The sequence below is a fragment of the Gaoshiqia sediminis genome (genome assembly GCF_025907915.1).
GTDB classification, from domain to species: domain Bacteria; phylum Bacteroidota; class Bacteroidia; order Bacteroidales; family Prolixibacteraceae; genus Gaoshiqia; species Gaoshiqia sediminis.
On the sequence record NZ_JAPAAF010000003.1, the window covers coordinates 75,159 to 102,141 of the forward strand.

Consider the following 26,983-nt stretch of genomic DNA (forward strand, 5'->3'; position numbering starts at 1 on the left):
AAAATTTTTAGAAATACATTCAAATGAAGATCACAGATCAATTGATAAAAGGAAAAGCCAACCTGGAGGTGTACTCCGAAACACTGATTGAGTTGGGCCAGGCCGACCGCAACATTATGGCTGTTACCAGCGACTCGCGCGGCTCGGGTAAACTGACGCCTTTTGCCGACAAACTGCCCGAGCAGCTTGTGGAAGTGGGCATTGCCGAGCAAAACCTGGTTGGCGTAGCGGCAGGTTTGGCCGCTGCGGGCAAAAAAGTATTTGCCACATCCCCTAGCTGCTTCCTGGCCACCCGCTCACTCGAGCAAATCAAAAATGACGTTGCCTATTCAAACTATCCGGTTAACCTGGTGGGCATCAGTGCCGGAGTTAGCTACGGCGCCCTGGGGTCCACGCACCACTCGCTGCACGACGTAGCCGTCCTGCGCGCCATCAACAACATCGTAGTGGTGGTTCCGGCCGACAATTTCGAAGCCCGCGAGGCTGTAAAAGCCGCCGCTGCGTCGGATAAGCCCTTCTTTCTGAAATTCGGCAAAAAGAACATGCCGCACCTGCACACCGCCGACGAAAAATTTGAAATCGGTAAAGCTTCCATCATCGTTGAAGGAACCGATGTGGCCTTTATTGCGTGCGGCGAAACCGTTGCTCCGGCATTCGAAGCCGCTCAAAAGCTGAACGAACAGGGCATCAGCGCGCGCGTCATCAGCATGCACACCATCAAACCGCTCGATACCGAAACCATCCTGAAAGCGGCCCGCGAATGTAAAACCGTGATTACAGTAGAGGAACACAGCGTTAACGGCGGTTTGGGTGAAGCTTGCGCATCAACCATTCTCGAAGCCGGAATTTCGGTGCCCTTCAAACGCGTTGGCCTACCCGACGAGGAAACCGTTGCCGGTTCGCAAGCCGAAATCTTCAACCACTACGGAATTTCAGGGGAAGGACTGGCACGAACGGCACGAACCTGCATAAACAAAATTCAAACCTGAATACATGAACCGAAAATCGAACCTAACTAAACCTATTTTATTCCTGTGCTTGCTTGCAGCAATTATCAGCTGCAAAACATCCTCACGTCAGGACAGTCAGAAAAAAATGGCAGTCGTCATCTCCACCCTCAACAATCCCTGGTTTGTGGTGTTGGGCGAATCGGCTGCTCAGCGAGCTCGCGAATTAGGCTACGAAGCCCATATTTTTGACTCGCAAAACAACTCGGCAAAAGAAGCCGAACATTTCGACAACATCATTGCGATGGGCTACGATGCCATTCTGTTTAATCCTACCGATGCCGATGGTTCCGTATTAAATGTTCAGCGGGCCAAAACTGCCGACATACCAACTTTCTGCATGGACCGCGAGATCAATTCACGCGATGCAGCGGCCTCCCAACTTCTTTCCGATAATTTTACCGGTTGTGTCAAACTCGGCGAATACTTCGTCAAGCAGATGAGACAAAAAGGCCGCTACGTCGAAATACTCGGGCTAGTTGGTGACAACAACACCTGGAACCGTTCAAATGGTTTTCACAGCGTGGTGGATGAATTTCCGGAACTGGTCATGGTGGCACAGCAAAGCGCCGACTTCGACCGCAACAAGGCTATGGATGTGATGGAAACCATCATGCAGGCCAATCCCGAAATTGATGCCGTTTTTTGCGGAAATGATGCCATGGCTTTGGGTGCTTATCAGGCAGTACTGGCCGCCGGAAAAGCAAACCGGATCAAAGTCTTCGGTTTCGACGGCTCCGACGATGCCATCCGCGCCATTGCCGATGGAAAAATGGCGGCAACAGTGATGCAATATCCCGTTTTAATGGCCCGGAAATCGGCCGAACTGGCCGACCAACTCATCCGGGGTGATGCGAATTTCAGCCATAAAATGCCAGTCGAAGTTGACCTCGTGACCCCGGACAACATCTCGAAATACTTACCCCAAACCACCCGGCCATGAAAAGGAAACTCATAAAACGACTGATCGCCGTTGTGGCAATCCCTGTGGTGTTATTCGCCTCCTTCAAAATTGAAAATCTGCAGGTGTACCAGGCGCAAACCAGGCAAACTACGTTCGATGCCGACGAATTTGCCAACCGGTTTTGGAACGAAAAACTCGCTGAAAGTATTGAAAACGCCCCCGATGCGGATCAGCTGCTAAAACTCCTGAACGAAAATCAGGAAGCAGCCTTCCGTCAGTACGGCAAAAAGTTAGGGATTTCGAAAACGGCCTACTTCACCCTTAAAGGTTTTGGGATTATAGATGCGGTAAACGACGAATTTATTTCGGTAGCCACCATCGGCGGCAATACCGTTGAACTCGAAACAGCTTTCATTTTCGGAAATGCTGTGCGCGACGGCTCGGGGCAGGTTAACATTGACAAATTTGTGAACATGACCGATTTTAACAAGGTCTCCATTGCTGTCAACCAATTGGTTCGCAAAAAAGTAACCAGCCACTTAACGCAAGCAGCCCAAAAAGGCCAAGCAATTGAATTCTGCGGAATGGCTGAGCAGAAAGAAGATGAGCCGTTTCCGGCAAGCTTACGAATCATTCCTGTCAAAGCAATCATTTCGGATGGAAAAACAGAATAATATACCCAGACCGGTCCTTGAAGTCAGAAATATTTCCAAAGATTTTTCGGGGGTTTATGCTCTTCAAAACGTTGATCTGGAAATATTTCCGGGAGAAGTGACTGCAATTATCGGAGAAAACGGTGCCGGGAAATCAACCCTGATGAAAATTATTTCGGGTGTTTATCCCGAGTATGAGGGAGATGTATTGCTCAACAGTGAAAAAGTGGCCTTTAACAACCCGAAAGAAGCCGGAGAACAGGGCGTTGTCATCATCCACCAGGAATTGAACTTGGTTCCCCACCTCAGCATTACCGAAAACCTGTTTTTGGGGATTGAAAAAACCAACCGGCTTGGATTGCTCGATTACGCGGCAATGAACAAACAGGCTAAAGCCCTGTTGAGCCGCCTTCACCTCGATATTTCCCCCTCGACTCCCGTCAACCAGCTTCGGGTGGGGCAGCAACAGCTGGTCGAAATCGCCAAGGCACTGCTGCTCGACTCCAAAGTGCTGATTATGGATGAACCGACCTCGGCTATCAGCGACCAGGAAGTGGAGTTGCTTTTTAAAATTATCAGGGAGTTGCGGAGCAAAGGAGTCGCGATTGTTTACATTTCGCATAAACTGAACGAGTTGTTCGAAATTGCCGACCGCTATTCGGTTTTGCGCGATGGCCGAAGCATGGGATCGGGCCAAATGAAAGGCGTAACCCACGATCAACTGATCCAGCTGATGGTGGGACGCGACCTGACCAACAGCTTCCAAAAAGCCAATACCATGAGCACAACCGAAGTTTTGCGGGTTGAAAACCTGACAGTTCAAAATCCGCAGAACAAAAATGATTTGCTGGTTGACGATGTGAGCTTTACGCTTCATGAAGGAGAAATTCTGGGCATTTGCGGGCTGATGGGCGCCGGACGAACGGAAGTACTGGAAGCCATTTTCGGCCTCTATCCCAAGCATGTTTCCGGCAAAATAAGCATTGGGGGCAAAGAACTAAAAATACGCCGTGTGAACGATGCCATTGCTGCAGGAATCGCCCTGGTACCGGAAGACCGTAAACTTCAGGGATTGGTGCTGAATATGAGTGTGGCGAAAAACACCAGCATGGCTAGCCTGGAGCAGATTTCCTCATTCAGTTTCATTCGTAAAAAGAAAGAAGAAGAACTCAGCGAACTGTTCATCAAAAAGTTGAGTACCAAAGTTGCTTCTTCAAACCAAACGGTGGGAAAACTAAGCGGAGGAAACCAGCAAAAAGTTGTGATTGCCAAGTGGCTGGCCACCAATCCCCGAATCCTCTTACTCGATGAACCAACCCGCGGAATCGATGTCGGTGCGAAAAGTGAAATTTACAGGCTTATTAACGAGCTGGCCGCTCAGGGAATGGGAATCATCATGGTGTCGTCCGAGTTGCCAGAAATCTTAGCCTTATCGGATAACATTCTGGTTTTATCGGAATCGCGCCTGGCGGCAACGCTTAGCCGGACTGAGGCCACCGAAGAGATTATCATGAAAGCCGCATTAAAAGAAAAAGAATAAAGCAAAACCTATGAATACAGTCACACTCAAACAAAATCTGATAAAATTTCAATCCATCATTGCCTTGGCGGCCATGTGTATCGCCCTGAGCCTTCTCTCCGACCGGTTTTTAACCCCCGAAAACACCTGGAATGTGATGCGCCAAATATCGGTTAATGTGATCATTTCCGTTGGAATGACGTTGGTGATATTAACCGGGGGCATCGACCTTTCGGTAGGTTCAATCCTGGCCTTGGCCGGAGCTGTAACCGCAGGCATGTTGAAATTTGGCGCCGAGTTTACCGATGCAAACCTGTACATTGGCTTCACCCTGCTGGGAGCGTTGATTGGAGGCACCCTGACAGGAACCTTGCTGGGATGGTTTAACGGTTTTACCATCACCCGGTTCAAAGTTCCGCCCTTTGTGGCCACCCTGGCCATGCTCACCATTGCTCGCGGTCTCACCATGCTGTGGACCGGCGGCTTTCCGATCACCGGGCTTGGCGACAACATGGCTTTTATCGGAACCGGTTGGTTGCTGGGTATCCCCATGCCGGTATGGATTTCGGCCATCATTGTGCTGGCAGCTGTTGTTTTAACCAATCAAACCATGCTGGGACGCCACATCTATGCCATTGGCGGCAACGAAACGGCAGCCAGACTTTCCGGTTTAAAAATCAAACGCATAAAAACCATCGTTTATTCCATCGCCGGTGCGTTGGCAGGAATTGGCGGTATCATTGTCACCTCACGGCTTGACTCGGCCCAGCCCAATGCCGGTTTTGGTTTCGAACTCGACTCCATTGCTGCCGTTGTGATTGGGGGCACTTCTCTTTCCGGAGGAAAAGGAACCATTATGGGTACCGTTCAGGGGGCGCTGATTATTGGCATTTTAAACAATGGTCTGGTGCTGCTTAACGTCTCCCCTTTCTGGCAACAAGTCATCAAAGGATTTGTCATTCTGCTGGCCGTAGTTATTGAGAAATTTAACTCGAAGGAAGAATAAATAAGTTTGGAAAGATGGTAACGTGCCTTCAATTTTAAGGGTATGAAAAAGGACGAACGAAAAATTATAAACTAAAAACGACCTGAATATGAAAAATCTGCAACTGCATGCTACTGCCGGAAACCCGGCAACAAACAGAAAACGGACAAGCACCTGTAAATGGACGCTAATTCTCGCTTGTATTACCCTCTTCAGCACAACGCTCACGGCACAGCAACAACCTTCCGGCAGAATACCGGAATATGCTATCCCTTACGAATACCCCACGGTTGAAGGCATCAAAGAAGTGTTAAACCGTATCCGGGGTTACTACGAGGCTTCAAGTCCCCAAATCATTGTTGATTCAGAAACTGGTGCAGAAATCACCGACTTCACCACTTTCAACCTGCATGCAGAACCGTCCAAAGGTTTTTCCAGCGAGTATTCGTACACCCATGGAGTTGTACTTTCTGCCTTCGAATACATGGATGATGTAACCGGCGACAAAACTTATTTCGACAACAACATCCAGTTCTTCGATTTTGTGGTGGAGCACCTTCCCTATTTTCAACAAAATGCCGATAAAATAAACAAAGAGAAAATCGGCAACTGGGGCCGCATTTTGAATTTCCACGCCCTGGATGATTGCGGCTCTATCGGCGCTGCCCTGATCAAAACCTATTTGAAACATAAAAATGAAAAATACCTTGAACTGATCAGGCAAACCGACGAGCACATCTCCAACAACCAATTTCGGTTGGAAGACGGCACCCTGGCCCGTAACCGGCCGCAATACCAATCCATCTGGGCCGACGATCTGTACATGAGCGTTCCCTTCCTGGCCAATATGGGCGTGCTCACCGGCGACCACAAATATTTCGATGATGCCGTCAAACAAATCCTGCAAATGGCCGACCGGCTGTACATTTCCCAAACCGAACTGTTCGACCACGGGTGGAATGTAACCTCGGGAGATTACGATCCGCGCTTTTACTGGGGACGAGCCAACGGATGGACGCTGATGTCGATGGCCGAGCTGCTCAGCGTTTTGCCCGAGAACTATGAAGGACGCGACAGAATCCTGCATTTGTACCGGTCGATGGTTCGCAGTTTGGCCAACCTGCAGGACGGAACCGGTTTCTGGCATAACCTGCTCGACAAAAACGACACCTACACCGAAACCTCCTGCACGGCCATGTTCACTTTTGCCATTGCCAAAGGCATCAACGAAGGATGGATCAGCCATGTGTACGGCCCGGTTGCCTTGACCGGCTGGAATGCCACCCAAACGCGGGTGCTTGAAAACGGGGCCGTGGACGGGACCTGCGAAGGCACCACTTTCGCCCATGACAATACTTACTACTATCATCGGGGCAAAAGCATATATGCCACACACGGTTACGGACCGGTACTTTATGCCGGTATAGAAATGATCCGCCTGCTGCAAAATGAAACGATTGAAGTACAGAAAGCGAAAGCGAACTCCGTCAACAGCACCTTCCATTACCTGCTGAAGAGTGAGTGGCCGGAGAAATAATGTTAAAAAAACGTTGGAACAGTATGAAAACTTTTCATTCCTTTTTTCAGTTAATCTTCTTCACCTTGTTTATGCCTTGTACATCGTTCATGGCCTGCAACCAGGTGAAGAATACTAAAGTAAGTTATAAACCCCGGGTAATTAACACAACCGACCTGGGAGCCGACCCTGACGATGAACAATCCCTGGTGCGCCAGTTGGCATGCGCCAACGAATTCGATATCGAAGGCCTGATTGTCGCTACCAGTTGCTGGAAGAAGTCGCAAAGCAACACCGCCATGCTTGCCCAGATTGTAGATGCTTATGGCAAGGTTTATTCTAACCTGAGTGTGCATGCCGACGGATACCCCACTCCCGAATATTTACAATCAATCTCTGTGATGGGACAAATGGGCTATGGTATGAGTGAAGTGGGTACAGGCAAAGACAGTCCCGGTTCGGAACTGATTATTGCCTCGGTTGATAAGGATGACCCGCGCCCGGTTTGGGTGATGGGTTGGGGAGGCATGAACACCGTTGCCCAGGCCATCTGGAAAGTTCATGAAACCCGGTCGCCGGAAGAATTAACCAAATTCCTGAGCAAACTACGGCTCTACGATATTCTGGGACAGGACGATGCAGGAGCCTGGATTGCAAAAAACTTCCCAGATGTTTTTTATATCCGGGCCACAGGTGTTTACGGTTGGCAACCTTCCGATGAATATTTAGACATGCACATTCAAAATCATGGTCCGCTGGGAGCCGTTTACCCGGATCGACAATGGGCAACAGAAGGTGATTCCCCCGCATTCATGCAAGTGTATCCCAACGGCCTGAACGATCCCGAACAAATTGACCAGGGTGGCTGGGGTGGTCGTTTCAGCTTCACTAAAAAAGCCGGCATCCGGAGTATGTCCGAGGTTGAAAAAATTAAGGAAGACGGGGAAACCATGTACGATCCATATTACATGTACGGCAACACAATAGATGGTGCCAAAGCAATAAAACGATGGAGCGAAGGCTATGATAACGACTTTGCTGCCCGTATGGATTGGAGTATCACCAACAATTACGAAGATGCAAACCACCATCCGGTTGCAGTATTGAATGGAGATAAAACCAGAAAAGTATTGAACATGACTGCAAAGTCCGGTTCAATCGTAGAGCTAAATGCAAAAGGATCGAACGACCCCGACGGCGATTCATTAACCTATTCATGGTCGTTCTATAAGGAACCTGGTTCTTATAAGGGATTTATTACTATTCAGGATAGCTCATCAGAATCAGCTAAAATTCAAATTCCGAAAGATGCAGTAGGTAAAACCCTACACATCATTTTGGAAGTTGTTGACAATGGCAATCCCAACCTATATGCCTACCGACGTTTAATCGTAAACATGGAACAATAAAAAATCGAAATAATAATATGAATTTCTATTTGAAAATAATAATTCCGTCTCTATTTGCATCTTTGTCACATCAGCACTTGGTCGCCCAGGAATCGATCACCAGTAAGCCTTATCGTATAATCATCTCATCTGATTTTCCACCCTTTCCAGTGACCAATAGCGACCCGGATGATGTGCAGTCGATCGTCCGTTTCCTGCTTTATTCCAATGAATTTGATGTCGAGGGATTGATTGTATCGGCAGGAACTTACGGCATGGTAGCTGAAAAGAAAAATATGCTGGCCGCGCTTGACGAATACGACAAGGTGGACGAGAACCTGAGAAAACATGATCTCAAATATCCGACTGCTGATGCCTTACGTGCTGTCACCTATGAGGGTAAGGGGAATAATAATGGAATTAAAATCAAATGGGGTTGTGGAAAACAACCAAGCAGCGAAATTATTGGTAAAGGCCTGGACAGTGAGGCTTCGAATGCGATCATTGCAGCAGCGGATAAACCCGATCCACGACCTTTATGGATCAGTGTATGGGGAGGTCCTCGAGAGATTGCACAGGCCATTTGGGATGTGAGAAACACACGCAGCGAAGAAGAGCTCAAGGTCTTTATCAGCAAACTTCGCGTTTTTCTGATTGCCTGCCAGGATGCAACTCATGAGTGGCTCATGAATGAATTTCCTGATTTGTTTATCATTGAGTCGAAGAAGACTTACCAGGGTATGTTTCGAAGCGGTAGCAAGGAGTGGGCCGAAGAAAATATCATCAACAACCATGGGCCTCTCTGTGCCATTTACCCACCCAAAGCAATAGCAGGTCCTGGAGTGATTGAAGGGGATTCACCTTCGTTCCTGTACCTGGTTAGCGCTAACCGGGGAATCAACAATCCTGAAGATCCCACGCAGCCCAGTTGGGGCGGACAATATGTTCGCAAAGGCTCAACGAATCATTACGTTGATGGGACTGGCGAATCAACTATCTCCAGGTGGAAGAACGACTTCCAAACAGAATTTCAGGAACGTGCTGATTGGTGTATAAGATGATTAACCATAAAAAAACCAATAGAATGATACTTTTAAAAAAAAGCTTATTACTCAATATTCTTTGTACATTCCTGACATTGTCTTTTATCCCTGCAGCTGCAGCAGACAAGCCACGCGTTTTTGTCCTCACCGATATCGAAAACGAGCCGGACGATGCCATGTCGATGGTTCGGTTTCTGGTTTATGCCAACCAGTGGGATATAGAAGGACTGGCAGCCACCACCTCCATTCATCAGAAAAACCAGGTGGCCACCTGGCGAATTCGTGAAATCGTGGAAGCCTATACCGAAGTGCGCGACAAGCTGGAACAACATGAGCCCGGATTCCCGACAGCCGATTTGGTTCGTTCTAAAATTACCGAAGGGTGGCCCGAATACGGCATGCTGGCCGTTGGTGAAGGCAAAGACTCTCCCGCCTCGGAAGCGCTGATTGCAGCCGTTGACCGCCAGGATGCGCGTCCTCTCTGGGTTACCGTTTGGGGTGGCCCCAATGTACTGGCCCAGGCGCTTTGGAAAGTCAGGGAAACACGTTCAAAAGATGAATTAGCTGCTTTTGTTTCTAAACTTCGCGTATATACCATTTCCGACCAGGACGACAGCGGCCCCTGGATTCGCAAAGAGTTCCCGGATTTGTTCTACATCGTCAGTCCCGGGTTTAACGCTGGCGGCGCCTACCATCACGCCACCTGGAGCGGCATCAGCGGCGATTACTTTCATGCCCGTTGCGATGGCGCCGACTTCACGCTGGTAACCAACGAATGGCTCGATCGGAACATTCGTAGAAAAGGTCCTCTTGGCGCACAGTACCCGCGTTGGGATTTCTTAATGGAAGGCGACACCCCTTCGTTCCTCAACCTGATCAACAATGGGCTGAGTGACCCGGAACACCCGAATTGGGGAGGATGGGGAGGCCGCTACGAACGGTACACCCCACGCATGCAAAAATGGCACATGGAACCCGAAACCCGACCCATTTGGAGCGATGCCGACGACGAAGTGCTAGGCATTGACGGTCGCTGGCACGATGGCAACCACGAAACCATCTGGCGGTGGCGCGAAGCTTATCAAAACGACTTTGCCGCCCGCATGGACTGGACAATCCTTCCCCCTGAAAAAGCGAACCACCCTCCGGTTGTGAAACTCGATCACGACGAACATTTGACAGCCAAATCCGGCGAGCGAATCAACCTGAGTGCAAAAAGCTCAACTGACCCTGACGGAGACGCGCTGTCGTATCACTGGTTTTGCTATGCCGAAGCCGGTTCGTTTCCCGTTTCGAACGCCCGAAGCGGCCAGCCCATCGAGATTAAAAATTTCGACCAGCCCGAAGCGTGGTTTGCAGTACCCACCCAGCGGGTGATGCCACCGGGAACCGGGACAATCCACATCATCCTGGCAGTTACCGACCACGGATCGCCCCGGCTTACCCGATATCAACGTGTAATCGTCACCGTTAAATAAAATTATTATGCGCATCATGCAAAAATCTTCAAGTTTTTTCTTTGTCCTGATTTCGCTGGTAGTCATTTCATGTGGCTTAAAAGCAACAAAAGAGGGAACCACAACGAATAGGGGAACTGAAAAGCCGTATCGGGTCATCGTTTCGACCGATATTGGCGGAACCGATCCCGACGATTTTCAGTCGATGGTACACCTGCTGCTATATGCCGACACCATCGACCTGGAAGGGCTGATCTCATCGCCCTTCGGACCGGGGAGAAAGGAACACATTCTCCAGGTAATTGATGCCTATGAAAAAGATTATCCCAACCTGAAACAATGGTCGAACCGGTATCCTGCGCCCGATGCGCTGCGAAAAATCACCAAACAAGGCGGCGTTGAAAGCGCACCCTATCAAGGCTTCAGCGAACGGACCGAAGGCTCGGACTGGATCATCGAGTGTGCGCGCCGCGACGACCCGCGCCCCTTGTTCGTGCTGATTTGGGGCGGTATTGAAGATTTGGCGCAGGCCCTGCACGATGCTCCCGATATTTTACCGAAGCTGCGCGTGTATTACATCGGTGGCCCGAATAAAAAGTGGGGCCCCGACGCTTTCCAATACCTGGCCGACAACTTTCCCGGGTTGTGGATCATCGAGTCGAACGCCACTTACCGGGGCTGGTTTACCGGCGGAAACCAGTCGGACGAATGGAGCAACACCGCCTTTCCGGCAAAATACATCGATGGGCGCGGTGCTATGGCCGACTTTTTCATGACCCAACTGGGAGGCACCATCAAAATGGGCGACACGCCCTCGCTGGCTTGGTTGCTGAACAGTTCCGATCCGGAAGACCCGACCATCCCCAACTGGGGCGGGCAATACACCCGCGCCTGGGAACGTCCCTACCGGATATTTAACCGAATGCCCGAATCGAACGACACCATTGCCGAGTTTACCGTCATGGAACTGGCATTGCCCCTACCCAATCAATTGCCCTCCGGGCCGGAAGCCTGTCTGAAAGTAGAAAACCAGGCCCTGCCCGGAACCATCAGCAACGACGGCACCATGCGCTTTCGTTTTTCGCCCAAAGGGGCCAAGGTATTTCGGTTCGAAATCGAAAGCAATGTGCCTGAGCTGAACGGTCAAACGGGGCAGGTAACCGCGGTGACCACACCTCCCTGGCTGGCCAGCCAACCCTCCGAAAAGTTTCCGAACTGGTACACCGACGATCCCCGGATGGAGTGGCGCGAAGGCCCGCACATCGGCGCGAAAACCGTCAGCCAATGGCGCGAAGACTATCTCCGCGATTTTGCCCGAAGAATGCGGCGCTGCCAGCCTGCTTCGAAGTAAACACAAACAAAACCAATAAACGTAACCAACATGAATCAAACAACAGCAACCCGTACCTTACGCAAATTAACAGTCTTTAATTTGCTGGTCATCTTATTTGCCTGGACCAGTTCGTGCAGCCATGCCGTCAACCAGGTGCAGCATGCTAACAAACCGCGAATTATTGTTACAAGCGACGGGGAAATTGACGACCGATGCTCGATGGTTCGGTTCCTGCTTTACGCCAACGAATTTGATATCGAGGGAATTATCCTGTCGAGCTCCCAATATCATTGGCACGGATCCAGAGTGTGGGCCGGCGATGACTGGGTCAATCCGTTCCTTGACGCCTATGCCCAAGTCCATCCGAATCTTATCAAGCACGATCCTCGTTATCCCATGGCTCAATTCCTGCGATCACGCACCTATGTCGGTAATATAATCGCAGAGGGAGAAATGGACGAGGTAACGCCCGGGTCACAACGAATCGTTGAGGTATTGCTCGACGATTCCGATTCGCGCCCGATCTGGCTCCAGGCTTGGGGAGGAACCAACACCATCGCCCGTGCCTTGAAAACCATAGAAGAAGAGCACCCGGACAGGATAGAAGAAGTGGCACAAAAGATCCGGTTGTATTTGATCTGGGAGCAGGACGATACCTATCAAAGGTACATCCGCCCGCATTGGAGCAAGTTTGGAATACCAACGATTATTTCCGATCAGTTTATCGCCTTCGCGTACGACAATCAGAGAAAGGATATCCCGAAGAAAATGAAGCATTACTTTTCTGCCGAATGGATGAATCGAAACCTCCTGCAAGACCGCGGTCCCCTGCTTGCCTTGTATGAGGCACATGATGATGGGCGTTTCCGGTCCGAGGGCGATACACCTGCTTTCCTGCACGTCATCCCAAACGGCTTGCGTAACGAAGTGTCTCCGGATTGGGGCGGATGGGGTGGACGCTTCGTGCGGGTACGCGACAATACCTGGCTCGATCCGGTGTCGGAGCCGGGCTACCAATATCCCGAAGGTAGATGGTACACACGTACGGCCTGGGGACGCGAACGCCTGCGAAAGAATATCGAAAACGACAAGGAACTTACCGAGTACCTCAAACCCCAGTGGCGCTGGATTGATGCTATCCAAAACGATTTTGCAGCACGGGCCGACTGGTGTGTAAAATCCTTTGAGGAAGCAAACCATCCGCCTATTGTAAAATTGAACACTGCTTTGGACATCACAGCAAAACCCGGAAGCACCATTCAACTGAGCGCCAAAGGAACAACCGATCCCGATGGAGATGAACTCAGTTATTCGTGGTGGCAATACACCGAAGCCGATACTTATCCCGGAAATGTTGTGATTGAAACCCCGAACGAACGGGAAAGCTCATTTACCGTTCCTTCCGATGCCGAGGCCGGCCAAACCATTCACATCGTTTGCGAAGTGGAAGATAACGGTAGCCCGGCATTAAGCCGATATCAACGGATCATCATTCAAATTGAACCTTAAAGCACATCCAACATGAAAAAATCAGCAATCAGCATTGCATTCATTTTTCTGACCCTATGCAATTACGCCCAGCAATTGGCATTTCCAACCGCCGAAGGGTATGGTAAATATGCCAAAGGAGGAAGAGGCGGGGTGGTTTACGAGGTGACCAACTTGCAGGACAGCGGAGAAGGTAGCCTGCGAGCCGCGGTGGAAGCCTCCGGTCCCCGAACCGTAGTTTTCAGGGTTTCCGGCAACATGGAACTTGAAAGCCCGATAACCATCCGGAACCCGTTCATTACCATTGCAGGCCAGACCGCGCCCGGCGATGGCATTTGTCTCAAAAACCATCCCCTGCAAATTGATGCCGACCATGTCATCATCCGATACATCCGGGTGCGGCCCGGCGATGTTTCCGGCAAGGATTACGATGCCGTTTCCAGCAGATACAGAAAGCACATGATACTGGACCATCTGTCGGCAAGCTGGAGCATCGATGAAACCATGTCGATTTACCATTGCGACAGCGTAACAGTTCAGTGGTGCTTAATTTCGGAAAGCCTGTACGGATCGAACCATGTAAAAGGCTCGCACGGGTTTGGCGGTATCTGGGGCAGTAATCACAGCACCTACCACCACAACCTGCTGGCGCATCACAGCAGCCGGAATCCACGCATGGCATCGGGCTCCGGTTATACCGACTCCAGGAACAATGTCATTTACAACTGGGGGTTCAACAGCTGTTATGGCGGCGAGGCCCAACAAGTTGGAAACGACAAGTTCAACTTTTCGGAATTCAACCTGGTTAATAACTATTACAAACCCGGACCGGCAACACGAACCGGCGAGCTATCTTACCGCGTGGCGAATCCGTCATTCAGAAGTGAAACCGATTACGGCAAATGGCATATTGCAGGCAATGTTGTGGAGGGGAATAGCGAGGTCTCGGGTGATAACTGGAATGGCGGGGTACAAACGAAAATTTCCTTCGAAAAAATTAAACTTGACGATCCCTGGCCATCCATGCCCATTCAGCAACAAACAGCCGAAGAAGCCTTTAAACTTGTTCTGGAAAAAGCAGGCGCCATACTGCCCAAAAGAGATCCGGTGGATTCCCGGATTGTTGAAGAGACCAGGCGCGGTTTTGCTACTTACGAAGGCAACACCTACAAAAAAGAAGGTGAAAGCTCCGGCGTTTCAAAAGCAAGCGGGATCATCGACTCGCAACAAGATGTTGGCGGCTGGCCCGAGCTGAAAAGTTTGCCTGCCCCAACAGATTCCGATCACGATGGTATGCCGGATGACTGGGAAACAAAGCACGAACTGGACCCGAATAATCCGTCTGACAGAAATAAGCTTGCGGAGGATGGCTACACCATGCTGGAGAAATACATAAACAGCATTTACTGAAACGAAACCAGGTTTTCATGAAAGTGAGTAGTCTCCCCGCCGCCTCCTCGTTTGAGCGAACTGGTAACGAGGAGTAAGCTGCTAGTCGTTTTTAACGACAAAACGAACCATGCGTTCGTAAAAAGAGGATTACCCATCCCGTTGCCGAGGCTCCACACCACACCGTTGAACATAGGCTACCTCAAAAGTCCTGTACCAAGTCATCCCGTACTTGTTTCGGGATCTCAATACACTGAGAGGCAGCCTCTTTTTGGTTAGTCAACCCGTTCGGCTTATTCAGGGATCAATTGATCTACTAGTGGGGATTAGCGTTCCCCTGTTCAAAAAACCTTATTTTCTTTTCTCACCTTAGTAGCTCATTGAGAACGAATCCCCCTCCCACCTTATAAACCTTATTTCTTGAGGGTATCCTGATAATGCTTCAGAAACCGTTCATATTCTTCAGAGAAGCTCTGTTTTTTATGGTGCTCGGGCTGGATCATAAAGGAATTCTCACGCGGTTTTTTTCAGGAATAATCCGGTTTCGCCCAAAGGTTGTAAAAATAAAATGAGTGTATAAATTGTTGTATTCAATCTTCATCAAATAAGGTAAATAAGGTTGTAGTCATTACGTTAATCGATTGCTACTAAGGTTAAATTAATAAAATAAGGTTTTTTTACATTGATGTCCGGTAAAGAAGATATAAAGTCCCTACGGGACTCTGTTGTAATTATTAACATATTTTCTACCAACATGTTGTCCCTATGGGACAGTCCCGTAGGGACATAATATGGGTAGAAGAAAAAAGCAACCCCGCCTCCTCCTCGTTTGAGCGAAGCGGTAACGAGGAGTAAGCTGCTGGTCGTTTTTAACGACAAAACGAACCATGCGTTCGTAAAAAGAGGATTACCCATCCCGTTGCCGAGGCTCCACACCACACCGTTGAACATAGAAGAGGCTACCTCAAAAGTCCTGTACCAAGTCACCACGAACATGTTTCGGGATCTCAATACACTGTGAGGCAGCCTCTTTTTGGTTAGTCAACCCGTTCGGCTTATTCAGCCGCTTCCGTATCTTCTTCCACCACTTCCTCTTCGTCCTCAATCTTCTCTTTCGAGCCGTAAATCACGTAGTCGTGGTAATGCGCCTGATTAACATCTTCCCAAATCTTTTTGCCCACCTCGCATACTTCCGAAATCAGACTGTATATTTCGTTGGCCTTTTCTTCGCGCTCAAAGGTTTTGCCTTCGCGCATCGAGATCATTTTCCTTTGCTCGTCGATGGCCGTGTCGAGCTGCTGCGCCGTGGTGTCGATCGTCGCCAGCATCTCTTCGGTCACATTTCGCAGGGCCAGTTTAGACAGCATTTCCCGGCAGGTTTTGGTGACATGCTCAGCATAAATGATCAGGTCTTGCTCCTTGATGTCTTTCAGCTTGGCGAAACGCAGCGAACGGTATTCCACCGAGCGTTCGCCCAGGGCCAGCTTGGCGCGAAAACGCAGATCGACCAGCTGGGCGGTAAGCTCGCTCAACAGCCTTTTCTTGTCCTCGGTTTTCAGCATCTGCTGTCCCTGCCAGTAGTCGTCCGACGGAAGGGCGCGGAAAACAGTCGTTTTATCCTTCAGACTGGCGCGAAAATCGCCATCGTAGCCGATGCCCGAAAACTGTTCGGCATCGCGTTGCAGGAGCGTGTCAACACGGTCGGCGCGTTGGATAAGGTCTCCAAAGCTAAAATTGAAATTTGTCGTCATGTTACAATGAAATTGGTTGATGATTGAATTAATTATGTACAAATTAGGCTACTTTGAATTAAAATGCAACACTGATATTATGTTTTTCGACTCTGAGCGGAATTTTTTTATTTTTATGGCTGAATGATGAAAAATGGCTTGTTCATCCATCTCAGAGCCGCATGACTGCCTGTTTTTGTCGAAAACTGCCCTCGGTAAGCACCAAAATGCCATATTCTCCGGTTTTTTGATCTTTATTAGCTAAAATCAGCACTTTTTACCTCAAAATGAAGGGGAATGAGCTTACCAGAATGGAGAATGCCTCTACCAGAGAGGAGAATGAGGTTACCAGAGAGGAGGATGCCTCTACCAGAGAAGAAAATGAGGTTACCAGAGAAGAGATTACCCCTACCGAAGAAGAGCATGAGGCTACCAACGCCGGGAACGCCTCAACCAGAAAAGTGAATGCCCTAACCAACGATATAATGGCCTAAACCAACCGATTTTTTATGGTTCCGGTTGACGTTGTTAAAAACTTTCGTGCATTTCCGGTGATTAACAGAACATTTTTTGAATGGATTGTGATAAATTTAGGGGCGGAAAAAGCGGTACAGGCAATTACCCAATTAAGTTACACACCCGAACCGGTACAATATATTACATACTTAAGCTGACAAAGCGGAAGTATCTTTAGTTATAAACTTATTAAGACGTTGTGCACAACCATGAATACAAAGAAATGATAGACACGATTAAAACTGAAAGAAATAGGTATTTGGATTTTTTTCGAAAAGGCATTGACTACTTAAAGAAAGACAAAACTCAATTTGCCGTAGAACTTTTAATTGAAACTGGAGAAGAGGAATTAAAACATCCTTTCAATTTAATAAGAGTTGATTTCATATTCAAAGATGACGAAAAAGTCAATAGAATAAACGCCTTGCAGCTTGACTCAATTCTTGATTACGAGACAATTAAAAATATAATAAGCAATTCGAAAATTGAGGTAAATCCTTTCTGTTGGGACAATTGTAAAATCATCACTGACAAAATTGATATAAATAAATTGATACCGTGGATTGAGAAATGGATTGATATTGAAGAGTCTCGACAGACTGAATATAGTAATTCAATTCACAATTGTTCAATGATTCAAAAATCGGATGGAATAGAGGAAATAACAGTAGATTTTGGGACTGCTCCAATTGATGCTTTTCTTGAATTGATTGAGTTTCTGACAGACAATAACGAAAAAATTGAAATAAAATAAATGGCAGTGCATAATCGAGTAGACTGCCCCGCCAGTGAACACTGACGGGGAGAGCCTCTCACTCCACTGTACGTACGGGTCTCGTATACAGCGGTTCATTAAGATGTGGAGCAATTTTCTCGTAATACGGGAGCAACGCCTGATAACCTCTCTTCCGTAATCGTTCCCGGGTAATGGTCGTACCCAGAATCGGGCTTTGGGCAATTGCCCATCCCCCCATTCGGGAGCGGCTCCAAACTCCCCCTCATCTTAGCGAAGCGGTGACAAGGGTTAAGCTTCCGGTCGTTTGTAACGACAAAACAAGCCATGCGTTCGCAAAAAAAGGATTACCTGTCCGGCACAGGTTCCCTGTCTGCCAACAGGCAGGCGGCCTTCGCCGGAATGACGGGAAAAGAAGGACAAGACGTTCGGGTGCGGCGATTTGTAATCGCCAGTTTTTAAAATTGTGCGATTAAAAATCGCACCACCCTTAAACTCAAGACACCGAACCCCTCGTTACCGCTTCGCTCAAACGTAGGGTAGCCAAATTAGGATACAGAAACGTTTGGTGCAAATTAAAAAAATGAAGTACAATGGATAAAATAATAATTAAAGACTCTGTTAAGATTACCAAGAAAAATGGAATTAATTTTTTACTTGATAATAGCAATAGACCGATAAAGAATAAACCATGGCTGGGAGATTTATTTTCTTTTCTCTATGATTGGATTATGGAAAAATCCGTTTTCCCAAAAAAATTTAATTCATCCATTGAAGAGCATTATAAAATTTTGGGAGAAATATTTGAAAATGTATCCGATAAAGTAATAATTGAATTTGCTTCAGGAAGTGGAGATGCAATCAAATTTTTAAATAAAAGAAATAGCTATGCAGGTGTTGACATCAGTTCAGGTCTTCTTCGTTTAGCCAAAAAGAAATTTGACCAATATGGATTTAAAATAGTTGAACTTTATTGTGCAGATGCATGCGAGACACCTTTTCAAGACAATACGTTCGATATTGCAGTTTGTAATTTATCATTAAATTTCTTTCAGAGTATTGACAAATTTCTTTCAGAACTGCAAAGAATTCTAAAACCAAACGGAATATTTTATTGTAGTGTACCAATTCCAGAGAGGAAAAAATCAAAGGCAATAATTCATGGGACACTTTATACGCTTGATGATTTAAAAGTACTGTTTGAGAATAGAAATTTCGATTTTGAGCCATTTCCTCATGAAAACGGCACTTTGCTGTATTTTAAAGCTAAATTAAACGCCAATAACGATGAGAAATAACTCAAACTCACCCTCGACTTAGCTAAGCGGCGACGAGAGGTAAGCTTCCGGTCGTTTGTAACGACAAAATAAGCCATGCGCCTGCAAAAAAGGATTACCTGTCCGGCACGGATTCCCTGTCTGCCAACAGGCAGGCGGCCTTCGCCGGAATGACGGGAAAAGGAGGACAAGACGTTCGGGTGCGGCGATTTGTAATCGCCGGTTTTTTAAATTGTGCGATTAAAAATCGCCAGTTTTTGATGCGCGATTAAAAATCGCACCACCCCTGCCTTATTTTCCGCGGTAAACACAATTGGGCATGTTGCACAAATCGCACTGGTAATGCCTGAAAACGACGTTCTTCCCGATACCGATCACCCCGCTGATGGATTTTACCGGATGCATCAGCGCCGAAGCGGTAAGGGTAACCCCGCAGGGCGCTGCCGGAAACAGCGAAAACAATTTGTGCTGGTCGGCCACGTTCCAGTGGCAATATCCCGGGCTGTAGCGGTTGGTTATTTTCTCGCCCAACAGGCTGACTTCCCGGCTGATTACTTGTTGGATTTCATCGCCCACAGCTTCGGTAATGGCGCTGCCCATGATGTCGTACACATAGCCCAACACGGGATCGTCGCCTTTCAGAAAAACGGCCGATTTCTCGCTGATGGTTTTTCCGGCTGTGCATACAAAAACAGCCAGTTTTTCGGCCCGCAACAATTCATTGGCAATCGTTTTGCCAACTTTAAACTCCACATTTCCGGCCATTACTGTGCGTGCCCCGTCTCCGGAATGCACACAGTCCATCAAACGGTAAGTTCCGCAAATGTCCGTCAGATGGCGGCAATCGTCCACAACCTGCTCCAGATAACCGGCAAAAGGCTCCGGAAGATCGTCGAATTCATAACCCAAATCGCGGGACAGCTGATCCAAATCGATGGTCAGCTCGTCAAACCGGTAGGTCTGTTCAAAAATCACGTCGGCAATATTCATCATAGGTAATTTGCAGATTTTCTGCCTGTTCAAAAATTCCGATCAACACCAGTTCGGTAGGGCCCGTGAAGGCCGGTACCGTTTCAGTCGTAAAATCCGAAAAAACGCCCTGCGCAAAAACAAAGTTTCCGCCCTCCAATTTAACGAATCCTTTGCAACGAAAACAATTTTGACGGATGCGAGCCACAAATTCGTGCAACTTTTCGGGACTAATTTCGCGGTTGCTCCGAATGACCACCGACTGAATATCGGGGCGCCCCAATGGATCTTCCTGAGGAAACAGGTTTAAGGCACGTTTGGCGCCTGCCGGATCGACCACGCCGTAACTGGTTGAGACAACCCGCGCAAAAGGGTTCACGCTTTTCACCTGTGCCACAATTTCAGCCAGCTTATCACCCACCAAATCCGCTTTATTCACCACAATGGTATCGGCCGACCGCAACTGGTGTTCGAACCGAAGTTTCAGGGCCGGGATACGGTCGAAATTGACGGCATCAACCAAACACCACACGTGCTCCAGGTAAACTTTCCCCTTCAGCTTTCCCGACTGAAAAACCTGCCCCACCCCAATGGGGTCGGATAAGCCGGAAGCTTCCATCAGCAACAAATCAGGCTGGTGTTTTGCGGCAAACTCAGCCAGCGAATCGATAAACGATCCCAGCAGGCAGACGCAAAACACCGAACCGTTGTTAATTTCCAGCAAATCGTAACCCGCCCCAGTCCGAAGCCTTCGCCCATCAACATTCACCGATGAAAATTCATTCTGAATAATGGCGATTTTGCTTTTGCCACTATGGGTCCGAATAAAATGATCGAGGAACGAAGACTTTCCGCTTCCCAAAAAACCGGTTACCAGATGCAGGGGAATGCTCATGCGTTCAGGGCATTTTCGATGGCTTTCACGATAGCTGATTTGGGCGGTATCTGGCTGATAAAAGCTACGTTGCCATTGATGCAGGTGGTTGGCACATTTTGCACACCCAGGGCCAGCATCATCCGGATACCATCCACCTCTTTGATTTTATACTCGGTTACCGCAACCTTGTCGTCAAACCCGGCTGCCGCCTGCTTCACGGCTTCCACCATATACTGGCAGGGGGCACACGATGAAGAGTCGAGGGTGATGATGTCAATGATCACCTTCCCATCCACAAAATGCCCGTCGAGGCTCAGTGGTTGCAGCGAAGAACTGTGCTCCATCTCGCGGGTCACCTGGCGTGCGTAATCGTCGTAAACCAGCTCGGTAACGGCTTGCAGGTTTTCAACCGGCGTATCCATGGGCAAGTCGCAGCCGGGCGCCAGGATAAATCCGCGGTCGCCGCCCAGGTCGAGACAGTTGACGGCCTCTTTTTTCGAATCCAGCTCGTTGCCCAGCAACAATACGCTGGTCAGTTTCAGGTTTCCGCCAAAGCTGATCCCCTTGGTAAGTGCAATATCTTTGACAAAATCGAGCGGGATATTTTCGTCAATCGAGATATTGTCGGGACGGCAATCGCACATCACTTCGATGTTTTGCTGGGCATGGCCGCACACAAAGAAAGAGCTGTATTTGTTTTTGGAACGAACAAAATCGAAGATTTTTTTAGCAGAGGGGCTCACAAACGTTTCGAACGACATGGGATCGATCTGGCTGGTCATGGGGTCAACCACGGCGATCACGTCGCAGCCGGCATCGAGCAACATTTCCGCATGGCGAATGCCCACCTGTGTACAAAACTCCATGAGTTCATTCACATAATCGGGGTCTTCAAACAATTTCATGAACACCTCGGTACCCAGCAGGTGAAGGGCCAGCGTAAACGGCCCGGTAATCAATCCGTACAACGCCAGGTCGGGGTATTTCTTCCGCAAAGCAGCTGTAGCCTCCAGCTCCACGGGCAAGCGGCCGTCCTGTTCCGTTGGCAGGCTTAGCGAACTCAATTCGACACCTTCCACCAGCGGGTGCGAAACAACCGCCGGAGGATTTTCCTTGCTCCAAGCCAACTTGCAGCCTAAAATTTCGGCTTCAATCTGCAAATCAAACACAACCGGAATGCCATCCGGTTGGTAAAGCTCCACTGCTTTGCTGATCCCTTCCACAATAGCGCGGGGATCTTTCAGATAGGTTTCGGCATCGAGGCCAATCAGTTTTCCCCCGTGAACCCCCACAAAAGGCACCCAGGGAGCGCGTTCGGTCTGCTCCAGCCGAAACGCTTTTTCAAGTAGTTGTAATCCGTTCATTTCGCAGTATCAGGCAATTTTAGTATTCAGAAATTCAACCACTCCCTGCGGGTCAGGCGCATACACATCGGCGCCTATTTTCAGTCGGAAATCGTCGTTTACCGGGGCGCCGCCAACAGCTACCAGCGTTTCGGGGAAAGCGTTCTTTATTTCCCGGGTAATTTTCTCCATGCTTGTCATGGTGGTCGTTAGCAAGGCCGATAAACCGATCACGGCACCGGGGTTTTCCCGGATGGCGGCAAGGTATTTTTCAGCCGGGCAATCGGTGCCCAAATCCACCACTTTGTACCCGTTTCCTTCCACCATCATGGCCACCAGGTTTTTGCCGATATCGTGCAAATCGCCCTGCACCGTTCCAATAATGAAAGTGCCTTTCTGCTTGGCCTCGCCCGAAGCAAAATACGGTTTCAGGTGTACCATCGCCGTGCTCATTGCTTTGGCCGACATGAGTACCTGGGGTACAAACACTTTATTTTCACGGAATTTGATGCCTACCCGTTCCATGCCCGGCATGAGCCCCTCACCTAAAATATCCTGGGCCGGAACACCCGAATCAAGCGCCTGACGGGTAATCTCGTCGGCTCCGTCCTGTCCTTTCATTTGCGGGGGGAACGGGGCTGCTTTATTGATTTTACCGAATTCGACACATTCGGCTAATTTGGTCAACAGTTCATTCATAACATTCAGATTTAGTTTTATTTACAAATCTACCTGCATTCAATAGCACAAAAAATAGTGCTTTTTTTGAAAAAGATGGAAAATCTTACTTTATTTAGCTTTAAATCCATTAAAAATGATTGTCAAAAAGCGGTTTATCAAATTGCCGGCTTTTATTATTGAGTCCCTCAAGGCCGATCCGTTGACCCGAGACCTGTATTTGTGCGAACTTTCCGAATTGCTGTTCGGGAAGCACTCGGTTTTGGAAGAAGTTGGGCCGCTTCAGAACCATCTGCTGCTGTACTGTGTAAAAGGAAATTGCTCGTTAAAAATAGCTTCGGACGAAGTGAAACTTTCCCCCGAACAGTTTTGCATCATTCCGCATGGGTTCAGCTACAAAATCACTTCGGGGACGACCGATCCTACGATATTGATTTTCTGCCGGTTCAACGGCTCAAAAAGTACCATACTGGAACGTGAGTTTACGGTGGTACGCGACCTTGTCCCCTCGATCAACAACCGGGTGGCCAACCGCACCATGCTCATCGACGAGTTGTTCAACAATCTGTCGAACAAATACTTGTATGCCAATATGCACTACGTGAATTTCACGTTTGCCCACTTTTTGGCCACTTTTGTTTTCGCCTCCAAAACCAGCGAAGACATTCAGGTAGAAGAAAACCCACTCATCCAGAAGATGGTCCGCTTTATGGAACAAAACATCGACAAAAAATTGTCGCTGCAAGACATCTCGGATGAAGTGGGTTACTCGGTTACTTACCTGTCGACTATTTTCAGGAAAGAAACCAACTACAGTCCGCTCAGTTATTTTTCGCACTTAAAAATCACTAAGTCGTGCGAGTACCTGGACCAGACCAAACTTAAAATCAAGCAAATTGCCTTTATGCTGGGATACACCGACCCGTATTACTTTTCGAAAGACTTTCAGAAAAAAATGGGCATTTCTCCCCGCTCCTACCGGCAACGCATCAAGCATTAAAACGGCTTACCTTCCCAACCGGATCACTACCGGTTTATTGGTCGGATTTTCCAACCTGACAGGCTTTCCGTTTTTCAGTTTTTCAGGCTTTCCGATCAGTTTTCCATTTGCAGGATCGGTACGGAACAGCTTAAAATTGCCTTTTGCAGGCTTTAAGTCAGGCTCCAATGTTTTCCCCGATTCCAGGTAGATGATCATCTCGCCACTTTTGTTTTGCAAAGTATAAACGCCGGGCTCATTATTTTCAACAGGATGCATTGCAGATGCACTCCCCAGAAAATCTTCGTCCTCTACCTGGGGGATGGGAGCCAGCGAACCGCCGGCCATAAATACCGCCCAACCAAAAGCAGTGTACTGCCCTTCGGAATACATCACGGCCTTTTCGGGATGGGCCAACCGGTATTCGCTCACAGCCCGGTAAACCTGCTCAAACGAACGTTTGCCTGTTTTCACCTGCCGGGCATGCTGGCGCGGAGCCAAATGCTGTCCACCCTGCGGGGCGTACAAACTACTGTCGGCCCGATATGCCCAATAGCGGATATCAATCACATCCACAATGCCGGAGCGTACCGGGTCGGCCAGAATAGCATCCTGCACATCTTTGGTGGCGCTCAAACCGGTGATGACCTGTTCGCCGGTTTCGGCTTCCCATTCGCCAATCACATCCAGCCAAAACTCAACGAAATGCAGCGGGCCGGTATATTCTTCGCTCGTTAGCTGAATGACGCCGGTATTTCCCCGGAAGTTTTCCAGACACTGACGAATGTATGCCCGGTGCAGTTCCCGTCGAACCGGGTGGGTCACATCGTAAAAATGTTCATCCATAAAAATGCGTTTATCACCTGCGTAAGGCGGAGGCTCCGGAAAACCCGTATTGTTGATGTTGTTGACCGGTCGCCAGGGCGAGTCGGCCCAATGGGCGCCCGCCTCCAGAATGTTGTGCTGAAAGTAATTTTGATGGACCAGCACCAGCCCTTTTTGGTCGGCCAGGTTGGCAAACTGTTTCAACCGCATCCAGTACCAGGGATTGTATCGGGTCAGATCGTATTTGCTCAACCCATCCCAGGCAAGGCCCTGGCCGATGCGGGCAAAAGGAAGCTCATAAAAGGGTGGCCACACATCGCCATCCATGCGACGTACACGCTCGTGATCGTCGCGGCGGCGCTCGTACCACAAGGCATAATTCTGCTCCATGCCAATCTGATTATTCTTCAGCATGGTGTCAGTGAGCTGGTTCAGATCATCCGTATAACCGGTTCCTGTCCGTCCCGGAACATAACGGGTTATCGCCGGCTTTGCGCCTGCTAATCCCTTCGGACGAATATTTCCGCTCCACCAGGGAACAGATTGGCGCATACCTGTCAGAACATGGTCTCCCCGAACTAACCAACCGTTCTTCAGGCCCATTGGGAAACCAAACGCCTTTTCTTTTTCCTGCTGAACCCCAATCTCATCAATCGTTCTTATTCCTGCAAAGTCAGTAGAAACGGGATTGACCTCGGGCGCCCGGGCAATCCATTCCTGCAAAGTAATTGCCGGTTGACGCGATAACACAGTCAGTTCTGCAGCCTGCTCAATGGTGGGGCTGCTGGTGGCGTTCGTTTCTACAATCAGCAAACTCGCGCGGTCAGTCAGGTCGGCCTTTAAACGGCTTTGCAGTTGGGCATAGTAAAGGCTGCGCGGATTGACATGGCTGTTGGGGCTTTCCCAGAAACCATTTCCGTTGAACAACGACCAGGCGCCATACGCCCAATTCATGGCCCCCGGAGGCGCCGGGTTGTCCATGCGGGCTGCCGAGCACTGCCACATCATGCTGTTGGCGCCGGTCCAGCCCGCACCGCGCCCTTCGGGCCCACGATTGGGGAAACCCAGGGCATGACCGTCAACATTCACAATATCCAGCAACACGCCCGATGCCCAGTTATCAATCGTCCCACTGTACTGATGCGGCAAATGCGATTCGCACTGCACAAAAGCGATTGGCCCGGCAGCGCATGCGCCCACAGCAAAATCGTGGTAGCCAAATTGGGCATAACAACGCTGTACCAAGGTTTGGGTGCCGGTTACAAAAAACGTGTATCGTCGCTGTCCGCCAATCTCAGACACCGGATTTAACGACTGGCAATCTTCCACCGTAACACGGCGGGCACTTTCGTAAACCGCCACTGCCGAACCTGCAAAATGCTCAAAAGTGACCTGCCGAACCCAGGCGTCACACACATTTTCCAGCGTAATGGCCATCCAGCGATGGTTTTCATCTTTCGGGTTTTCCGGATCGTACGCAGAGCGAAGGGTCAGGTTTTCAATTCCCACCTGACTAATCCGTCCGGGCAATTCATAGCGCACCAGCTTGCCACCGCCCATTTGCTGATCGAGCGCGGTCGTTATCGGGGCATCAATGGTCACCCGGGTTCCTTCAACCGAAACCACCGTACGGTCCCAACGGATATCCTGGTCTCCCTCGCGCCAGCCAAGCCAGCCGGTTTCACCGCCAAATTCCTTCATCCCCAACATTTCGATCCAGTTGTTGGTGGCAGGGCGCCAAACCGTCACCTGGTCACCCGCCTTCAGCGTGTGGCCATCCTCTACCGAAAAGGAAAAGGCGCCAACCGGCACATAAGCATCGGTTATTTCCAGTGGCTTTTCTTCACGGCGATTGTCAGCCCCGAGTACCTGCACCAACGTTTCACGATCGGTTCCGGCGCCGAGTAAAACGGTTCCGTTTTCGCCCTGCCCGTAACCGCGCAACACGATGCCCGAGGCAGGAATAGTGAGACTACCGAAAACACTGTGCGTTCCGCGATCGAGCAATATTGCCCCGCGGAAACCATCAGCATCGATCGGCAAACCAGCTACATAATTGATAGCCGACTGGATGGCCGCCGTAGCATCACCTTCACGCATTGGAACAACCACTTTCACCCGCACATCCGGGATGGCTTTTTCACCGGCCTGGTATCCCGCATAGGAAAAATCGGGTATCCGGTTGCCCAGCGAATCGGGCACACTGGTAACTTCGCCACCCGCAATTTTCAATGGTTTAACTACTGATTGCTGTGCCTGATTTGTCGAGGCAAAACCTTGCAACAGCAGAAAAAACGACAAAACCTTCGCATGGTATCTCCACGCGAAGGTTTTGCTGATGTTTTTGTTTTTGAATGAATGATTCATAAACAGT

Annotated in this window: 22 protein-coding genes; 16 read left to right on the forward strand and 6 right to left on the reverse strand. The window is 49.1% G+C overall.

The features are described from left to right. The first annotated feature begins 23 nt into the window (after positions 1-23). The 12 genes from N2K84_RS03500 (at position 24) to N2K84_RS03555 (ending at position 14,703) form a co-directional block, all read left to right on the forward strand. Positions 24-989 carry a transketolase family protein gene (locus N2K84_RS03500; RefSeq protein ID WP_282590388.1) on the forward strand — a complete coding sequence of 322 codons (966 nt, stop codon included), beginning with the start codon at positions 24-26 and terminating at the stop codon, positions 987-989. A gap of 4 nt (positions 990-993) precedes the next feature. Beyond that, positions 994-1,950: a D-ribose ABC transporter substrate-binding protein gene (locus N2K84_RS03505; RefSeq protein ID WP_282590389.1), complete on the forward strand. Its 957-nt coding sequence runs from the start codon at positions 994-996 to the stop codon at positions 1,948-1,950. Further along, on the forward strand, positions 1,947-2,585 hold the full coding sequence (locus N2K84_RS03510) for a DUF2291 family protein (protein WP_282590390.1): 639 nt from the start codon (positions 1,947-1,949) through the stop codon (positions 2,583-2,585). Before N2K84_RS03505 ends, N2K84_RS03510 begins: the two co-directional genes overlap by 4 nt. Then, positions 2,569-4,104: a sugar ABC transporter ATP-binding protein gene (locus N2K84_RS03515; protein ID WP_282590391.1), complete on the forward strand. Its 1,536-nt coding sequence runs from the start codon at positions 2,569-2,571 to the stop codon at positions 4,102-4,104. Before N2K84_RS03510 ends, N2K84_RS03515 begins: the two co-directional genes overlap by 17 nt. Positions 4,105-4,114: 10 nt before the next feature. After that, the gene (locus tag N2K84_RS03520) at positions 4,115-5,089 is read left to right on the forward strand and encodes an ABC transporter permease (protein WP_282590392.1); all 975 of its coding nucleotides are present in this window, start codon (positions 4,115-4,117) and stop codon (positions 5,087-5,089) included. A gap of 88 nt (positions 5,090-5,177) precedes the next feature. After that, positions 5,178-6,605: a glycoside hydrolase family 88/105 protein gene (locus tag N2K84_RS03525; RefSeq protein WP_282590393.1), complete on the forward strand. Its 1,428-nt coding sequence runs from the start codon at positions 5,178-5,180 to the stop codon at positions 6,603-6,605. 23 nt (positions 6,606-6,628) lie between these two features. Continuing rightward, the gene (locus tag N2K84_RS03530) at positions 6,629-7,993 is read left to right on the forward strand and encodes a nucleoside hydrolase-like domain-containing protein (RefSeq protein WP_282590394.1); all 1,365 of its coding nucleotides are present in this window, start codon (positions 6,629-6,631) and stop codon (positions 7,991-7,993) included. 17 nt (positions 7,994-8,010) lie between these two features. Continuing rightward, positions 8,011-9,033 (forward strand): DUF1593 domain-containing protein, encoded by a 1,023-nt coding sequence (locus N2K84_RS03535; protein ID WP_282590395.1) that lies wholly within the window; start codon positions 8,011-8,013, stop codon positions 9,031-9,033. 23 nt (positions 9,034-9,056) lie between these two features. Next, positions 9,057-10,493: a nucleoside hydrolase-like domain-containing protein gene (locus tag N2K84_RS03540; protein ID WP_282590396.1), complete on the forward strand. Its 1,437-nt coding sequence runs from the start codon at positions 9,057-9,059 to the stop codon at positions 10,491-10,493. A 16-nt stretch (positions 10,494-10,509) separates the two neighbouring features. Beyond that, a complete protein-coding gene (locus N2K84_RS03545; protein ID WP_282590397.1) occupies positions 10,510-11,823 on the forward strand; it encodes a DUF1593 domain-containing protein in 1,314 nt (437 codons plus the stop codon). 30 nt (positions 11,824-11,853) lie between these two features. Further along, positions 11,854-13,314: a DUF1593 domain-containing protein gene (locus tag N2K84_RS03550; RefSeq protein WP_282590398.1), complete on the forward strand. Its 1,461-nt coding sequence runs from the start codon at positions 11,854-11,856 to the stop codon at positions 13,312-13,314. 12 nt (positions 13,315-13,326) lie between these two features. Continuing rightward, positions 13,327-14,703 (forward strand): pectate lyase family protein, encoded by a 1,377-nt coding sequence (locus N2K84_RS03555; protein WP_282590399.1) that lies wholly within the window; start codon positions 13,327-13,329, stop codon positions 14,701-14,703. Between the two features lie 1,034 nt (positions 14,704-15,737). On the opposite strand, the gene N2K84_RS03560 is transcribed toward N2K84_RS03555, so the two are convergent. After that, positions 15,738-16,433, reverse strand: a complete 696-nt coding sequence (locus N2K84_RS03560) for a hypothetical protein (RefSeq protein ID WP_282590400.1) — start codon at positions 16,431-16,433, stop codon at positions 15,738-15,740. 290 nt (positions 16,434-16,723) lie between these two features. On the opposite strand from N2K84_RS03560, the gene N2K84_RS03565 reads away from it, so the two are divergent. The 3 genes from N2K84_RS03565 to N2K84_RS03575 all read left to right on the forward strand — a co-directional run bounded on the left by N2K84_RS03565 (position 16,724) and on the right by N2K84_RS03575 (position 18,959). After that, the gene (locus tag N2K84_RS03565) at positions 16,724-16,906 is read left to right on the forward strand and encodes a hypothetical protein (RefSeq protein WP_282590401.1); all 183 of its coding nucleotides are present in this window, start codon (positions 16,724-16,726) and stop codon (positions 16,904-16,906) included. A 245-nt stretch (positions 16,907-17,151) separates the two neighbouring features. Continuing rightward, complete coding sequence (locus N2K84_RS03570) at positions 17,152-17,682, forward strand: hypothetical protein (protein ID WP_282590402.1); 531 nt, start codon at positions 17,152-17,154, stop codon at positions 17,680-17,682. Between the two features lie 572 nt (positions 17,683-18,254). Further along, a complete protein-coding gene (locus N2K84_RS03575) occupies positions 18,255-18,959 on the forward strand; it encodes a class I SAM-dependent methyltransferase (RefSeq protein ID WP_282590403.1) in 705 nt (234 codons plus the stop codon). A gap of 270 nt (positions 18,960-19,229) precedes the next feature. On the opposite strand, the gene N2K84_RS03580 is transcribed toward N2K84_RS03575, so the two are convergent. From N2K84_RS03580 to N2K84_RS03595, 4 genes are read right to left on the reverse strand one after another with little or no spacing between them, the layout of a single operon-like run. Beyond that, entirely contained in the window at positions 19,230-19,931 is a 702-nt protein-coding gene (locus N2K84_RS03580) for a vitamin B12 dependent-methionine synthase activation domain-containing protein (RefSeq protein WP_282590404.1), read from the reverse strand. Further along, on the reverse strand, positions 19,903-20,802 hold the full coding sequence (locus tag N2K84_RS03585; protein WP_282590405.1) for a CobW family GTP-binding protein: 900 nt from the start codon (positions 20,800-20,802) through the stop codon (positions 19,903-19,905). The genes N2K84_RS03580 and N2K84_RS03585 overlap by 29 nt, the downstream gene beginning before the upstream one ends. Then, the gene (locus N2K84_RS03590; protein WP_282590406.1) at positions 20,799-22,148 is read right to left on the reverse strand and encodes a uroporphyrinogen decarboxylase family protein; all 1,350 of its coding nucleotides are present in this window, start codon (positions 22,146-22,148) and stop codon (positions 20,799-20,801) included. The genes N2K84_RS03585 and N2K84_RS03590 overlap by 4 nt, the downstream gene beginning before the upstream one ends. Positions 22,149-22,157: 9 nt before the next feature. Continuing rightward, on the reverse strand, positions 22,158-22,826 hold the full coding sequence (locus N2K84_RS03595) for a cobalamin B12-binding domain-containing protein (protein WP_282590407.1): 669 nt from the start codon (positions 22,824-22,826) through the stop codon (positions 22,158-22,160). Positions 22,827-22,941: 115 nt separating this feature from the next. On the opposite strand from N2K84_RS03595, the gene N2K84_RS03600 reads away from it, so the two are divergent. Further along, positions 22,942-23,805: a helix-turn-helix domain-containing protein gene (locus N2K84_RS03600; RefSeq protein WP_282590408.1), complete on the forward strand. Its 864-nt coding sequence runs from the start codon at positions 22,942-22,944 to the stop codon at positions 23,803-23,805. Between the two features lie 6 nt (positions 23,806-23,811). Here the strand turns inward: N2K84_RS03600 and N2K84_RS03605 are convergent, their stop codons facing one another. Next, on the reverse strand, positions 23,812-26,976 hold the full coding sequence (locus N2K84_RS03605; RefSeq protein WP_282590409.1) for a DUF6298 domain-containing protein: 3,165 nt from the start codon (positions 26,974-26,976) through the stop codon (positions 23,812-23,814). Between the last annotated feature and the right edge of the window lie 7 nt (positions 26,977-26,983).

Excerpts from the sequence above, each read along its gene's own strand:
- N2K84_RS03585 (WP_282590405.1), bottom strand. The coding sequence starts at position 20,802 with ATGAGCATTCCCCTGCATCTGGTAACCGGTTTTTTGGGAAGCGGAAAG.
- N2K84_RS03505 (WP_282590389.1), top strand. The coding sequence starts at position 994 with ATGAACCGAAAATCGAACCTAACTAAACCTATTTTATTCCTGTGCTTG.
- N2K84_RS03575 (WP_282590403.1), top strand. The coding sequence starts at position 18,255 with ATGGATAAAATAATAATTAAAGACTCTGTTAAGATTACCAAGAAAAAT.
- N2K84_RS03520 (WP_282590392.1), top strand. The coding sequence starts at position 4,115 with ATGAATACAGTCACACTCAAACAAAATCTGATAAAATTTCAATCCATC.
- N2K84_RS03530 (WP_282590394.1), top strand. The coding sequence starts at position 6,629 with ATGAAAACTTTTCATTCCTTTTTTCAGTTAATCTTCTTCACCTTGTTT.
- N2K84_RS03570 (WP_282590402.1), top strand. The coding sequence starts at position 17,152 with ATGATAGACACGATTAAAACTGAAAGAAATAGGTATTTGGATTTTTTT.
- N2K84_RS03500 (WP_282590388.1), top strand. The coding sequence starts at position 24 with ATGAAGATCACAGATCAATTGATAAAAGGAAAAGCCAACCTGGAGGTG.
- N2K84_RS03580 (WP_282590404.1), bottom strand. The coding sequence starts at position 19,931 with ATGATGAATATTGCCGACGTGATTTTTGAACAGACCTACCGGTTTGAC.
- N2K84_RS03515 (WP_282590391.1), top strand. The coding sequence starts at position 2,569 with ATGGAAAAACAGAATAATATACCCAGACCGGTCCTTGAAGTCAGAAAT.
- N2K84_RS03550 (WP_282590398.1), top strand. The coding sequence starts at position 11,854 with ATGAATCAAACAACAGCAACCCGTACCTTACGCAAATTAACAGTCTTT.
- N2K84_RS03555 (WP_282590399.1), top strand. The coding sequence starts at position 13,327 with ATGAAAAAATCAGCAATCAGCATTGCATTCATTTTTCTGACCCTATGC.
- N2K84_RS03560 (WP_282590400.1), bottom strand. The coding sequence starts at position 16,433 with ATGACGACAAATTTCAATTTTAGCTTTGGAGACCTTATCCAACGCGCC.
- N2K84_RS03595 (WP_282590407.1), bottom strand. The coding sequence starts at position 22,826 with ATGAATGAACTGTTGACCAAATTAGCCGAATGTGTCGAATTCGGTAAA.
- N2K84_RS03600 (WP_282590408.1), top strand. The coding sequence starts at position 22,942 with ATGATTGTCAAAAAGCGGTTTATCAAATTGCCGGCTTTTATTATTGAG.
- N2K84_RS03605 (WP_282590409.1), bottom strand. The coding sequence starts at position 26,976 with ATGAATCATTCATTCAAAAACAAAAACATCAGCAAAACCTTCGCGTGG.
- N2K84_RS03565 (WP_282590401.1), top strand. The coding sequence starts at position 16,724 with ATGGAGAATGCCTCTACCAGAGAGGAGAATGAGGTTACCAGAGAGGAG.
- N2K84_RS03535 (WP_282590395.1), top strand. The coding sequence starts at position 8,011 with ATGAATTTCTATTTGAAAATAATAATTCCGTCTCTATTTGCATCTTTG.
- N2K84_RS03590 (WP_282590406.1), bottom strand. The coding sequence starts at position 22,148 with ATGAACGGATTACAACTACTTGAAAAAGCGTTTCGGCTGGAGCAGACC.
- N2K84_RS03545 (WP_282590397.1), top strand. The coding sequence starts at position 10,510 with ATGCAAAAATCTTCAAGTTTTTTCTTTGTCCTGATTTCGCTGGTAGTC.
- N2K84_RS03525 (WP_282590393.1), top strand. The coding sequence starts at position 5,178 with ATGAAAAATCTGCAACTGCATGCTACTGCCGGAAACCCGGCAACAAAC.
- N2K84_RS03540 (WP_282590396.1), top strand. The coding sequence starts at position 9,057 with ATGATACTTTTAAAAAAAAGCTTATTACTCAATATTCTTTGTACATTC.
- N2K84_RS03510 (WP_282590390.1), top strand. The coding sequence starts at position 1,947 with ATGAAAAGGAAACTCATAAAACGACTGATCGCCGTTGTGGCAATCCCT.